The sequence below is a fragment of the Nitrococcus sp. genome, from assembly GCF_059432795.1.
Genome location: NZ_JBXWZQ010000048.1, coordinates 1 through 12,914, shown reverse-complemented (window position 1 = coordinate 12,914; position 12,914 = coordinate 1). Strand labels below are relative to the sequence as shown.

Genomic DNA, 12,914 nt, shown 5'->3' with positions numbered 1-12,914 from the left:
TCTCGCATGATGACCTCCTTCCGCTTCTCTCGCTTGGAAGGAGGTCATCTACCTCAACGCACGACGGAACGGCAGAGCCTCTGTTAGTCACACCGCCATAGGCGGTGGCTTACGCTGGTCGAGTTATGCCAACTGCCAACTCGCCAATCGAAAGGCTCACGGTTGAGGGGCAAAGCGAAAATAACCATCGAGCGCATCATATAAGCTCCTCTGCTCCTGGTCGAACGCGATGCCTAAAACGCGTCCTTCCTCGCGACAGGTCAAACGCCGCACACTGCCGGAGACGTGAAAGGGCTCGGCCTGGCCCGGCAACACCAGAGTCACCGTAACGGACGGAAGCTCCGATGACGCAGTCTCATCCTCGTCGAATGGCGAGAGAACCCGACAACCCGCGGCGCTCACGTCCAGCATGAGAGCTGGCTGGGCATCGCCACCCGCGTACGTTACGAGGCAGGGCATGCGACACAAGGCCCGCGGCTCACGGCGCACCGAGACATGCTCGACGAGCCGCGGATAAAGGACGAAAACAAGGTATTCGGGATCGGTCACGAGTCGCGAGACCGCTGTACGGAACCCGTACACCACCCCCTCGTGCATAAAACGCAGGATTAGAGGGTCCTCCGACCTGAGAGCCAAATAGCGTAAGGTTCGGCCTACTTGGCCAGTGTTCGCGTCGCGCAAAACGATGTAGGCTCCGGGAACCGCACCCAAAACCTCCGCCTGCACACGCGCACTCTCGCCGACGCGTTGAATGTTCACCACGCTGCCCGCGTTTATGGCGAATTGATCCGGCGGTGAAGAGATTTTCGGTTGTCTGTCAGCCACTGCGTTGAGCTCATTGCCGAATAGAGCCATTTGAATTTAAGCTAAAGCGCGTCTTCAAACCGATGACTTACTTCGCAAAAAAGAACTACGAATACCCGGTATAGCAACGACAAGCACATCCGATCCGTCGTCCGCCCTTTCCGATACACCCGAGAGCCTTCAACGCCGCGCCGGCTTAGAGAGTAATCGCACTCGGCCACGGCTGCGGAAGAGGCCGGGTTCTGCCCGGTCACCATCCGTTCGTCTACTTCGATGTGCGGCTCAAAGTCCCTTGCCTTGCGGTAATGAGCGCCCCGTTCGACAAGACGGTCTTCGAGCAGAAACGGAACAACCTTCCAGCCCGAGCGCTTTCTCCTCGGAGTTGGCAAAACCAGTGAGCCTGCGCCCCTCGACCGCCCACCCGCCATTTGCGCCACGAGCGTTGATGAGGGCGACCGGCGCGTGACACACCGCTGCAATCGGCTTGCCAGCCGCGAGGAATGCCTCGAAGAGCGCAATCGAGGCGGCGTTGGCGGCCAGGTCCCACATGGGGCCGTGACCGCCGGGGTAGAACACGTCCTCGAAGTCTTCCGAGCGCGCAACTGCGAGCTTCTCCGTGCTCGCGAGCCGCTCGGCAGCCTCATTATCCGCCTGAAACCGCGTCGTCGCTTCGGTCCGATTTTCGGGGAGCTCGCTTTTCGGATCGAGCGGCGGCTTACCACCTAGCGGCGAGGCGAATACGATCTCCGCGCCTGCCTCCTTGATGCAGAAAGTACGGTGCCACAAGCTCCTCGAGTCAGAAACCGGTCATCTCCCCGGTATCGCCCAGCCGATCATGGGACGTGAGAACGATTAGAATCCGCATGCTGCAATGCCTCCTGCGAGCAGCCAGGGAACGATGCCTTCTATGCTAAACGTATAAGCCACGTAGTCCGATCCGCCACACCCGGCCATTCACATTCGCGCAGAGACTCGCGGTTGCCGGGCTCCGCGAGAATGTCGACTGGTGGTGCATTAGCAACGAGCGCGTTGGCGCTCGGGCTCTATCCAAGACACTGTCGCGCCACGGCGAGACGTCGCAAGGCAATTGGATTTCAACCACTACGGAGGGTTCGATGCGTCTGCATGAACTCGGCAATCAAGGATTGAAAGTCTCCGCCCTCGGGCTGGGTTGCATGGGGATGTCGGATTTCTACGGCAGCCCGGACGATGCGGAGTCGACTGCCACCATCCACCGCGCGCTGGACCTCGGGGTGAACCTGCTGGATACCGCCGATATGTACGGCCCGTTCACCAACGAGGAACTCGTGGGGCGCGCGATCCGCGAGCGGCGTAACCAGGTGGTGCTGGCAACCAAGTTCGCCATCCAGCGCGCCCGGGATGGCAGTTTTCACGGCATCGATGGCCGGCCCGAGTACGTACGCAGCGCCTGCGAGGCAAGCCTGAAGCGCCTCGGGGTTGACTGCATCGACCTCTACTACCAACACCGGGTCGACCCCAACACGCCGATCGAGGACACCGTTGGCGCCATGGCGGAGCTGGTGACCCAGGGCAAGGTGCGCTACCTCGGCCTCTCCGAGGCCGGCGTCGAGACGCTGCGGCGCGCCCACGCCGAACATCCGATCAGCGCGCTGCAAACCGAATATTCCCTCTGGAGCCGCGACCCGGAGGATGGCCTGCTCGATACGTGCCGCGAGCTCGGCATCGGATTCGTGGCATACAGCCCTCTGGGCCGCGGTTTCCTAACGGGAACGATCCGGCGGGACGAGGATTTGTCGCAAAGCGATTCCCGGCGCAACCACCCGCGCTTTCAGAGCGCAAACCTGAAGCGTAATCTGGACCTGGTACGCGGGATCGAGACCATGGCCCGGAACAAAGGCTGCACGCCGGCACAGTTGGCCCTGGCCTGGGTGCTGACGCAAGGGCGGGTGCGCGAACAGGTCATCGTGCCCATTCCCGGCACGAAGCGCCGTCGTTACCTGGAGGACAACCTCACCGCGCTGGAGATCGGGCTCGGCGACGAGGAACTCGCCGAACTCGACAAACTTGCGCCCATGGGAGTGGCGGCCGGCACGCGTTATCCGGAATCCGGCATGCGCTCGGTCAACCGCTAGCCCGCGGCATCAGCCGCCGGCCCCGCCCGGTCATGCCTTTCGGCTAGCGGGCGAAGCATTGACCGGCTCGGATGAATTGACCTGGCGAGTGGCGTCCCCAACCGGATTCGAACCGGTGTCGCCACCTTGAAAGGGTGGTGTCCTAGGCCAGCTAGACGATGGGGACGTGGTGGTCCGCGGCAGCGGAGTCATCCTAAGCAGCCCCTGAAAAGGTGTCAAGCGAGCCGGGCGGCAGAGTTCATTCGTATGCTATCGTTTTGGCTGATTACAGGCTGATCGAGTCCGATGGCATGAATGACGCCGATAACGCCGCCCCGTTTGACGAACACCACCTCAGCCGGCTTGGGCTTCTCCATCCGCCATTCACCGATGAGGACTTCCGCTTCGAAGACGCGGATATCGAGGCCGCGCGTAATTTGGCCGTGCATCTGCTGCAGAGCAGTAATCGCGTGGTCATCCTCAGTGGCCCGGCGGGCGTCGGCCGCACGTCCTTGTTGCGGCAGATCGCGGCAACGGACCCCGATGAGCTCGATTGCTGCATGCTCGATGGTTCACCGCAGATACGGGTCGCGAATATATCGAAGATGCTCGCCATGCGGATGGGAGCCTCCGAGGTCGCACAGGACCCCGAATCCCTGGCAGCGCGGCTTCGCCAGGAGGAGGCCTCGGGCTACCGGCCGGCCTTGTTGATCGACGATGCACACCACCTCGAAGAGGACACGATCAAGGATCTGCTAGCACTTCGAGAGGCGATTGCCAAGGCGGGCGGACGGCTGCCCATCCTCCTGGCCGCCCCGAGCGGTGCGGACGAGGCGCTGTTGCGCCTCACGGCGGCCGTCTCCGAACAAGGCGAACTCAGTGAAATCGTCCTGCCCGCCTTCACCGAGGCCCAAACGGCGAGCTATCTCGACCAGAGCCTGGCGACGGCCGGCGAGCACAGCGGCCGCTTGCTCTCGCCCCGGCAGAAACAGCAGATTCACGAGCAGGCGGGCGGCATTGCCGCATCCATCAACCAGGAAACGGTGCGCATTCTTATGGAAACCTCCCGCAAGCAAAAACGCCTCGGTCTGGCGCTTCCTGGCTCATGGCGAGTCTATGCGGGCGCCGCGGCGGCGGTAACCCTTTTGATCGGCGGCTTTTTTCTGACACGCTTTCTGACAGGGCCCGAGCCCACCACGGCACCCTCGCAGAGTGAACCGCTGGCGCTGCCCGCTCAGCCGGAGACCGATTCGACTGCCCCTACAGCCCGGCCCGACGGAGTACGCTCAAACGGTGGCGAAGCCCTGACGGCACAACGCCCCACCCGGCCACCGGCAGGCGCCGTTTCGCCACCGGCGACAGAGGCGCCGCAGGTGCCCCCTGCCCCCGAGGCGCAACCGGCCGCACCGCAGACACCCCCTTCTTCTATTGGCGAGCCGCGGCTGCGCGAGACACTGCCGATTGCCGCGGATACGCCTGACTCAGCGACGACACGCGCCGACTCGACAGGTTCGACAAACCAATCCGAGGCGCCGTCCGAGAACGACGCCCCGGCGAGCGAGCTTTCCCGTGCGGACACCGCGGAACCGCCCGCTTCTGCGACGGGCACACCGGCTCAATCGAACCCGGGCGCCGAACCCGCCTCCCCGGAACTGGCTTATCGTGATACCGCACCCACCGGCGCAGCGCCGGCCCATAAAAAGTGGCTCGCGGAACGGCCGGCTGATCACTATACGATTCAGCTCATCGCCGGCTATAAGGAGCAAACGCTGAAGCGCTTCATGGCGCAGCACGATGTGGGCGCAAAGGCCCATGCGGTACAAATGCAACGCCAGGGGCGCACTTGGCATGTGCTCGTGACCGGCGACTACCCCTCGCGTGGGGCGGCCCGCAACGCTTTGAACCGCCTACCCCGGGAGTTACGCGACAACGGCATCTGGGTTCGCTCCTTCGCCTCGCTTAAGCCTTAAGCAAGACGCCGGCTGGCTGCGATGCTGCCTTGTCCTATGATCGGCCACACGCAACGAATGCCCGGGCACGCGCCGTGACGTTGAGACCGACCGGCGGCCCGTCCGCTCCTCGTTCTTTGCTGCCGGTACCGTCTGCGCGCGACTTACCGGCGGCATTGCGCGCAGGCCGGGCCGTGCAGGGACGCGTGCGCGCCGACTCTGCCGGCGAGCTAGTCGTTGCGGTCGGTCGCGCACGGCTACCGCTCACTGGCCAACATGGGCTTCGCGCGGGTCAGCCGCTCACCGTGCGCCTGGTGGCCACCGCAAGCGGACCGGCACTGGAGATTCAGACCCCGCGAAGCGCTGCGAGCCCCGCGGCAAATGAGCTGCTCCGCCAGGCTATTCCACGGCAGAGGGAGCTCGGGGCGCTGTTGGCCGCGCTGCGCTCACCGCCCCAACCGAACCGGAACGCGCTCTCAGTCGAGCAACGCCAAAGCGTCGACGGCCTCCTGGCCCGCCTTGCACCCAGCACCCAAATGCAGCAGGCCGATGGCGTGCGCACGGCGCTGCGGGACTCGGGTGTGTTGCTGGAGTGGCTCTTGGCACGCTACCCACAGGCCGCCGAGCAGATCGTACAAGCGGATTTCAAGGTGGCGCTGCTGCGTTTGATTGCACGGCTGCGCCGCAATCCTGCTGCTGGCTCGCCACCCGCGGCAGACAGCGGCTCGACTGGCCAAGCCGCTGTCGTGCACCAGCTATTGGAACAGGCCGAAGGCGCGCTTGCCCGACTGCAGCTGCTGCAGTTGCAACCGCTGCAAAGCCCCGATCGAGTGGATCTCGCCTTCCAGATTCCGCTCGCTCACGGCAACGACACTGACGAGCTGTATCTGCGCATCCGTCAAAAGCCGGAAGACGAAACCGACCCCAGGCAAGCACCGGACAAGCGGGAGCGCGCGTGGGAAGTGACCTTGCGGTTCCGCTTTGCCGGCACCGAAGCGCTCGCCGCGCGCCTGAACATCGCCGAACGCCGCACGAGCGTCACCTGGTGGGCCGAGGACGCCCAGATCGCCGCTGCCGTCGAAACCGCCCGTCCGCTGCTTGCCGAGAAACTGCAAGCCCTTGACCTCGAGGTCGATGTCATTCGCTGTCATCGCGGTCAAGCGCCGCCCGACCCGTCCGACACTACGCGTCCTCAAGGGGGTCTCATTCATGAATCCGCATGAGCCGCCGCATGAAACAGACCGAACGATTGAGCACGAACGACGCATTGCCGTCGCGCTCGAATATACCGGCGAGGGCGCACCGCGCGTCACCGCTCAGAGCCGCGGTGCGCTCGCGGAGGAGATCGTGCGGCTCGCGCAGAGACACGACGTCCCGCTTTACCCCAATCGAGACCTAGTCCAGGTGCTCGCGCGAATCGAGCTCGATCAGGAAATACCCGAACTGCTCTACCGTGCCGTAGCCGAGGTGATCGCCTTCGCCTATCTCGTGCGCGGCAAGGTACCGCAAGGTTTCCAGACGGATGCAGGCATCCCTCGTCGTAACAGGCCGGATGGTAGGCGCGGCTGACCTCCCGCCGCCAACGCCGCGCAGGGCATTGACCGTCGGCATGCGCTATCATACTTATGGGGTGCCGAGTCGCCATAACCGCACGTACGAAAATGCCCGCGCCGCTCGCCGGACAAGGCTCCGCGCGCGCCCAGAGTGGCTCGGAGTGACCGAGGACACGCCCTATCGGCTAGGATGAAATGCATGTTGAACCATCGCCTCAGCGATACTTTTGCGCTGGGGGCCGTTTTCTTGTCCCTGGTCTCGGCGCTCACTTTCTCCGGTGCCGTGGCGTCAGCCGAAGCTCGCAAGGTCACGGTCGTAAGCCCCGCACAAACCCCCACCGTGCCGCTCAGCGACCTGCCGCGTCTGGCGCAAATTCACTCACGTCTCGACGATAAGCGGGTGGTATTTGTCGGCGAGTTTCATGCGCGGCTGCAAGACCACCGCATCCAGCTGGAAATCATACGCCACATGGCCGCGCAGGCACGCCCGCTTGCCATCGGCGTGGAATGGTTTCAACAGCCGTTTCAAGACGCCCTCGATCGTTACCTCGCTGGTGCGATCGACACGCGGACGCTCTTGCAGGCGAGTGAGTACTTCGAGCGCTGGGGTTACGATTACCGCCTGTATGCGCCTATCATGCGCTTCGCCCGGGCGAACGGCATCCCCATCGTTGCTTTGAATGTGCCGGCGGAGCTCACTGAAGCCGCGGCCCGCCAGGACCTCGACACACTGCCAGCGGACCTTCGCGCGTGGATTCCGGACCAAATTGATCGCACGGATTCGGCGTATCAGCGGCGTTTGGAGCGTGTATTCCACTCGCATGGCGAGCACGAGCGAAACGATTTCGACCGCTTCTACACGGTCCAACTGCTCTGGGACGAGGGCATGGCTCAGCGCGCTGCGCGATACCTCGAGGCGAATCCGCACACGCGCATGGTGATACTGGCCGGGTGCGGCCATCTCGCGTACGGCTCCGGCATTCCCAACCGGCTACGCCGGCGCACCGGAATCGAGGGCGCTATCCTGTTGCCCGGCTGGGAAGGTGAGCTGCAAACCGGCTTGGCTGACTATCTGCTGCTGCCGGCTTCGCGGCAGCTTCCCGAGCCAGGACGGCTTGGTCTGGCGCTCGTGGCCGAGGCGGGGCAAGTCGTCGTGGACAGCTTCACCGACGATAGCCCGGCCCGTGCGGCGGGAGTGAAAACCGAAGATGTGCTGCTCGCCATCAATAATCAACCGGTAAAGCGCATCAGCGACGTGCGCGCGGCGCTCTGGGACCAATCGCCTGGCGAGGTGATGCAGGTTCAGGTGCGACGGCCCGCGCGACCCGGCGACGCGGCATCGCTCACGTTCGCCATTCCCCTGCGCTGATGAGCGGGCACGAACACGCTTCGCGCCACTCTTAGCCTCCCTCGCGCTCGCGGTGGAGCAGAATCACCAGGTCGGCTTCCATTTCGCTGAGCCCGCAGGTCTCCATGATCTCGCGTGCCGGCACTCCCTTGCGTGCCAACCGGATGGCTGTATTGAACGCGGAGCCGTTGCCGTCGGTGCTCGCGAGCTGGTCGAGACGTTCCCGCAAACGCCCCATGTGCTGCTCCAATTGTGCAAGGTGGCGGCCCTGGCCGACCGCGCCGGCGGTCAGTCCCTGAAAATGCTCCGCCAGTTTCGCCTGCGCCTGCTCCAGTTCACGCAAGCGCGCAATGGTGTGCGAGAGCTTGCGCAGTGAGAGCCCGGCAACGATTAACGCGGCGAGAGCGAGCGCCATGACCGATGGCAGGACAATCCATGACATTGCCTCAGGCATAATCATCCACTAACGAATCGGAGTCGTGCTGTTCGCCGGCCTCATCCGTGCCTTCCCCTGCCGGTGCGCCGGGGCGGCGTTGCCGCTCGGATCGATCGCGATCCGGCGGGCGTTGCTGAGCCCCGGGCGGCCGGATGGGGGTTAGCGGAATGATCGGATCCAGCTCAGCCATGGCGTCCATCGCCTTCATAGGGCGGCGGCTTGGTTCCATTCCTGCTTGGCAAGCAGCCGAGCGCCATCGAGCAGAATCAACAGCGTACCGTTGCGGTTGACGACACCGTGCACATAGCGTGCGCACTCCCGGCTGCCGATGTCAGGCGCATTCTCGATCTGCGCAGCACTAATGTCGGCAACCTCGGCCACGCTGTCGACGAGAATTCCCGCCACCTGCTCCGCCGCCTCCACCACGATCACGCGATTGCTCGCCTCCGCCGGCCGTGCGCTGATGCCAAGGCGCATTCGCGTATCTATCACCGTCACCACATTGCCTCGCAGGTTTATGATCCCGAGAATCCAGGACGGCGCTCCGGGTACGGGGGTGATCTCCGGCATCGACAAGACCTCTTGGACCTGCATGACGTCGACACCGTATACCTCGGCATCCAGGGTGAACGTTACCCACTGACTGACTGCATCGTCCACCCATTCGCTTTGCTCTTCTGCCATGAGGCGTATCCTCTTGCCTGCACCGTCGTCGTTCATGACCTGGGGCTTCATCCGAAAAACTCCGCAAAGTCATCACAATCCAATACCGCACAACCCCGCCTCAGCGCCGTACCGGCCAGCCAGGGGCGCCGGCCCCGCTGGCGACGCCAGTTGACCTCATCCCAGGCCAGGCGAATCACTTCCCCCACACTATGACAGGCCAAACCCCAGGAGCCGTTGCCGACAATGAGGATGTAATCAGGCTGCAACGACGGCATCAGCTCGCGCCGCTCCGGAGGCAAAACCAGCGCCGCAGTGTCGATCACCCAAACGGTGCGTTCCTGGTAACTCAGCGATCCAAGACACCCGCTCCGGTGATCCGTCTGCCGTTCAAGTGCATCATTCCATGCAACCACGCCCTGGAGCTTGTCCAGCGGCACTGCAAGCTGCAGTTTGCCGACGGTGAACAGCTGCACCACGAATTCCGGGTAAGCCCAGGCGGCCACCCGGCGATCCGAGTCGCGCGCCTCGGCGGGGGGCGGACACGGCACGTTGGCGGACTCCTCAGGCACGCGTGCCGCGCTCTCCTGCAGTAGAACGTTGAGGTAATCGTCCAGTGCCCGGCGCGCCGGGAGCAATCCGCCTGGCTTCAATGATTGATCAGCCATGGCCCACCGCCTGCGTCGAGTTTACCGGTGCCTGTGCATCCAAGCTCTTGAGCAGCTGGCGATAGGCCCGGCTTCCCCGTGTCCAGGGGCGCAGCACCGTCAGTGGCAGGCCTTGCTTGCTCGCCTCGCGAAATTGCGTATCCACCGGAATCACGCCCTCCCATAACTGCTCCGGATAACTTTGCTGCAGCTCCGCAAGCGCGTCATTGGATGCACGCGTGCGCCGGTCATACTGGATCGGCACCACGTGATACGGCAAGGCATGCGCTCTGTTGCGCTGCAACATATCAAGCGTATGCACCATGCGCTGTAGCCCCTTCAGTGCCAGGAACTCAGTCTGCACCGGAATGATCACCTCGTGGCTTGCCGCCAATGCATTGACCATGAGCACGCCCAGCATGGGGGGGCAATCCAGCAGGACACGGTCGAATCGCTCCGACATCCCCTGCAAGGCCCGCCTCAAGATCAGGCCCATCCCTTCCCGGGCACCGAACTGCCGATCCAAGGTGGCGAGCGCAATGGCGCCGGGCAAGAGCATCAACCGTTCCACGCCGGTTTCGCAAACCAAGGACGCCGCGGGCGCGGTCCCGGCGAAAAGATCATAAACGCTGTGCTCCAGGCGCTGCGGGTCGCGCTGAAAATAAGCGGTGAGCGAGCCATGGGGATCGAGATCGACCATCAACGTGCGTTGCCCCTTGAGCGCGCACAAACCGCCCAGGCTCGCTACCGTGGTCGTTTTTCCGACGCCACCTTTTTGATTCGCAACAGTCCAGATCTTCATCTGCATCATCTGCCGTTCGAGAACAGGCACGCTCCTACTGACCCCGATCGCGGCCCGAGTGGGCGCCGCCCGGCTAGAGTAGCGAACCGTAGTTTTTGATCAGGCCGGGCACATCAATGATCAGAGCGATCCGACCGTCGCCGGTAATCGTCGAGCCGGTAAGCCCGGGCAAGCCGTGAAGCAAGCTACCGAGCGGCTTTATTACGACCTCTTCTAGGCCGATCACCTCATCCACCACGAAGCCGATCACCTGATGGTCCAAAGCGAGGGTGACGACTTGGCGCTCCGAATTCGTTCCCGCCTCGGCATCGAGCGGCGCGGGCTCGGCCATCCGCTGCAACCAACGTTCCAGGAAAAACAGCGGCACGGCCTTGTCCCGGACCATGACCGTGAGCCTTCCGTCAAGCATATGGCTGCGGCTTTCATTGAGCTCGAAGATTTCCTGGACCAAGCCCATCGGCAGCGCGAACTTACAGCCCCGGGTCCGCACCATCAGCGTGGGCAATATCGCGAGAGTCAGCGGCACTTTGATGCGCAGAGTGGTTCCTTCGCCGAGCCGGGAGTCGATATCAACGGTGCCGTTGAGCTCGGAGAGCCGCTCCTTGACCACATCCATGCCGACGCCACGCCCGGAAACATCCGAGATCTGCTCCTTGGTCGAAAACCCCGGCAGGAAGATGAGGTTGAAGCTGTCCTTGTCATCGAGCCGCTTCGCGGCCTCGATATCGAGCACGCCCTTCTCGATCGCCTTCGCGCGCAGCGCCTCCGGGTCCATACCACGCCCGTCATCGGCGATCATGATCAGGATGTGATCGCCCTCCTGCGCCGCCGATAACACGATGCTGCCGGTGCGTGGCTTGCCGCGCCGCGTGCGCTCTTGCGGATCTTCCAAGCCATGGTCGACGGCGTTGCGCACGAGGTGAACCAGCGGATCGGCCAGCGCCTCCACCAGATTCTTGTCCAAATCGGTGTCCTCGCCCCGCGTCGTGAGCTGGACCTCCTTCTGCATATTACGCGCCAAATCCCTGACGACCCTCGGAAAGCGGCTGAACACCTTTTTGATCGGCTGCATGCGGGTTTTCATCACCGCGCTCTGCAGATCGGCGGTCACCTGCTCCAAGTTGCCCACAACCTGGGTGACTCGCTCGTCGTTGAGCTGTTCACGCAGCGTGCAGAGCCGGTTGCGCACGAGCACCAGCTCGCCGACGAGATTCATGATGTCGTCGAGCTTCGCGGTATCCACCCGCACCGTTGCTTCAACCGGCGGCGCACTGCGTTGAGCCGCGGCCTCATTGGGGCCGGCGGCGGAAACCGCGTTTGCGGCGGTGTCCGCCGCTGAATTCACGCTTGCTTCGGCCTCTTCCCGCCTTTGACCTGCCGCCGTGGACTCCGGGCCGGGCGATTCGGAAACCGCGCCCGGTGCGCTCCCCTCCCCGTAGAGCTCGTCGAGCAGTCTTTCGAACTCCTCCTCCGTGATGGGGCTGTCGTCCCCGCTCGCGGTGCTCGCGGTGGTCTCATCCACGGCGGCGCCCGGATTGCCTGGATGACGTCCCTTGCCGTGGAGCTCATCGAGCAAATCCTCGAACTGGGCGTCGGTAATCTCCTCGTCCGTGGCGGCAGCGGCAGCGGACCCGGCCTCCCCGCCAACGGCGGACGTTTGCGAATGCCGCGGCTCTGTCATGCCGTCCAGCAGCAACTCGAACTCCCGGTCCGTGAGGTCCTCTTCCTCGGCGGCCCCCAAATCGCCTTGCCCCGTCACGGTCGGGGCGGAAGCATCCGGTATGTTGAACCGGCGCAAGCGCTCCAGGAGCGAGGCCGGCGCCGCCGAGAGCGGTTGACCCGAGTCGAGCCGGGCGAACGTCTCGGTGACTCGATCCAGCGCATCGAGCACCGTATCCATCAGCTCCGGTGTAACGACCTTGTCGCCCTGGCGCAGGAGATTGAAAATATCCTCAGTCTGATGGCAGATATCGACCAGCGGCCCGAGGTTGAGGAAGCCGGCACCGCCTTTGATGGTGTGGAAACCGCGGAATACCGCATTGAGCAAATTCCGGTCCTCAGGGCGTTGCTCGAGATCCACCAGCTGCTCGCTGAGCCCATCCAGGATTTCCCGTGATTCGATCAGGAAGTCCCGAAGGATGTCGTCCTGTTGTGGGTCAATGGCCATGCGCGCCCCCTTCAGAAACCGAGACTCGAGAGTAGATCGTCGACATCGTCCTGGTCCCGGACAACGTCGTCGCCCTGTCCGGGAATCGCCGGGCCGTGGCCGCGCAGATCACCGCCCTGCGGGCGTTGGGCATCCTCGGTGGACATTCTGCGACCGGATATCCGTATCAGCTTGACGAGCCCGTCCTCGACCTCCTGCACCAAAGCGATGACACGTCGGATAATCTGGCCCGTTCGGTCCTGATAGTCCTGCGCCATCAGGGCGTCGGATAGTAAGCCGTGCAGTAGTGAGCCGTCCGTTTGAACGCGATTGAGAAACGCATCCACCTCGCGGCTGAGGTAGCGAAATTCTTCGACGCAAATTTCACGGCGCAGGAATCGCTGCCACTGCCCGCCCAATTCCCTGTCCTGATCGGCGATTTCGTCTGCCATCGGCAACCCGGACTCAATCGC

At 63.6% G+C, this 12,914-nt stretch carries 14 protein-coding genes and 1 tRNA gene; 5 read left to right on the top strand and 10 right to left on the bottom strand.

Annotation, left to right across the window (positions count from 1 at the left end; all coding sequences use genetic code 11):
• Window positions 1-156 precede the first annotated feature (156 nt).
• Entirely contained in the window at window positions 157-825 is a 669-nt protein-coding gene (locus AC52Q4_RS04220; RefSeq protein ID WP_495535555.1) for a PilZ domain-containing protein, read from the bottom strand.
• Between the two features lie 261 nt (window positions 826-1,086).
• Window positions 1,087-1,590: a type 1 glutamine amidotransferase domain-containing protein gene (locus AC52Q4_RS04215; RefSeq protein ID WP_495535554.1), complete on the bottom strand. Its 504-nt coding sequence runs from the start codon at window positions 1,588-1,590 to the stop codon at window positions 1,087-1,089.
• 329 nt (window positions 1,591-1,919) lie between these two features.
• On the opposite strand from AC52Q4_RS04215, the gene AC52Q4_RS04210 reads away from it, so the two are divergent.
• Window positions 1,920-2,918, top strand: coding sequence for an aldo/keto reductase (locus tag AC52Q4_RS04210; RefSeq protein WP_495535553.1), 999 nt, complete (start codon window positions 1,920-1,922; stop codon window positions 2,916-2,918).
• Between the two features lie 89 nt (window positions 2,919-3,007).
• Here AC52Q4_RS04210 and AC52Q4_RS04205 read toward each other — a convergent pair.
• Window positions 3,008-3,084: transfer RNA gene (locus AC52Q4_RS04205), tRNA-Glu, on the bottom strand.
• 124 nt (window positions 3,085-3,208) lie between these two features.
• Here AC52Q4_RS04205 and AC52Q4_RS04200 point away from each other — a divergent pair.
• The 4 genes from AC52Q4_RS04200 (at window position 3,209) to AC52Q4_RS04185 (ending at window position 7,768) form a co-directional block, all read left to right on the top strand.
• Window positions 3,209-4,867 (top strand): AAA family ATPase, encoded by a 1,659-nt coding sequence (locus AC52Q4_RS04200; RefSeq protein WP_495535552.1) that lies wholly within the window; start codon window positions 3,209-3,211, stop codon window positions 4,865-4,867.
• A 155-nt stretch (window positions 4,868-5,022) separates the two neighbouring features.
• Window positions 5,023-6,069 carry a flagellar hook-length control protein FliK gene (gene fliK / locus AC52Q4_RS04195; RefSeq protein ID WP_495535551.1) on the top strand — a complete coding sequence of 349 codons (1,047 nt, stop codon included), beginning with the start codon at window positions 5,023-5,025 and terminating at the stop codon, window positions 6,067-6,069.
• Window positions 6,056-6,415 carry an EscU/YscU/HrcU family type III secretion system export apparatus switch protein gene (locus AC52Q4_RS04190; RefSeq protein ID WP_495535550.1) on the top strand — a complete coding sequence of 120 codons (360 nt, stop codon included), beginning with the start codon at window positions 6,056-6,058 and terminating at the stop codon, window positions 6,413-6,415. Before fliK ends, AC52Q4_RS04190 begins: the two co-directional genes overlap by 14 nt.
• A gap of 183 nt (window positions 6,416-6,598) precedes the next feature.
• On the top strand, window positions 6,599-7,768 hold the full coding sequence (locus AC52Q4_RS04185; RefSeq protein ID WP_495535549.1) for a ChaN family lipoprotein: 1,170 nt from the start codon (window positions 6,599-6,601) through the stop codon (window positions 7,766-7,768).
• 31 nt (window positions 7,769-7,799) lie between these two features.
• Here the strand turns inward: AC52Q4_RS04185 and AC52Q4_RS04180 are convergent, their stop codons facing one another.
• The 7 genes from AC52Q4_RS04180 to AC52Q4_RS04150 form a co-directional block, all read right to left on the bottom strand.
• The gene (locus AC52Q4_RS04180) at window positions 7,800-8,189 is read right to left on the bottom strand and encodes a DUF2802 domain-containing protein (protein ID WP_495535548.1); all 390 of its coding nucleotides are present in this window, start codon (window positions 8,187-8,189) and stop codon (window positions 7,800-7,802) included.
• Between the two features lie 4 nt (window positions 8,190-8,193).
• Entirely contained in the window at window positions 8,194-8,373 is a 180-nt protein-coding gene (locus AC52Q4_RS04175) for a hypothetical protein (protein ID WP_495535547.1), read from the bottom strand.
• A gap of 14 nt (window positions 8,374-8,387) precedes the next feature.
• A complete protein-coding gene (locus AC52Q4_RS04170; protein WP_495535546.1) occupies window positions 8,388-8,918 on the bottom strand; it encodes a chemotaxis protein CheW in 531 nt (176 codons plus the stop codon).
• A complete protein-coding gene (locus tag AC52Q4_RS04165) occupies window positions 8,915-9,514 on the bottom strand; it encodes a chemotaxis protein CheW (protein WP_495535545.1) in 600 nt (199 codons plus the stop codon). Before AC52Q4_RS04165 ends, AC52Q4_RS04170 begins: the two co-directional genes overlap by 4 nt.
• Window positions 9,507-10,295: a ParA family protein gene (locus AC52Q4_RS04160; protein ID WP_495535544.1), complete on the bottom strand. Its 789-nt coding sequence runs from the start codon at window positions 10,293-10,295 to the stop codon at window positions 9,507-9,509. The genes AC52Q4_RS04165 and AC52Q4_RS04160 overlap by 8 nt, the downstream gene beginning before the upstream one ends.
• A 73-nt stretch (window positions 10,296-10,368) precedes the next feature.
• Window positions 10,369-12,462 (bottom strand): chemotaxis protein CheA, encoded by a 2,094-nt coding sequence (locus tag AC52Q4_RS04155; protein WP_495535543.1) that lies wholly within the window; start codon window positions 12,460-12,462, stop codon window positions 10,369-10,371.
• A gap of 11 nt (window positions 12,463-12,473) precedes the next feature.
• Window positions 12,474-12,914, bottom strand: a 441-nt coding sequence (locus tag AC52Q4_RS04150) for a protein phosphatase CheZ (protein ID WP_495535542.1), incomplete at its 5' end; no start/stop codon positions are given.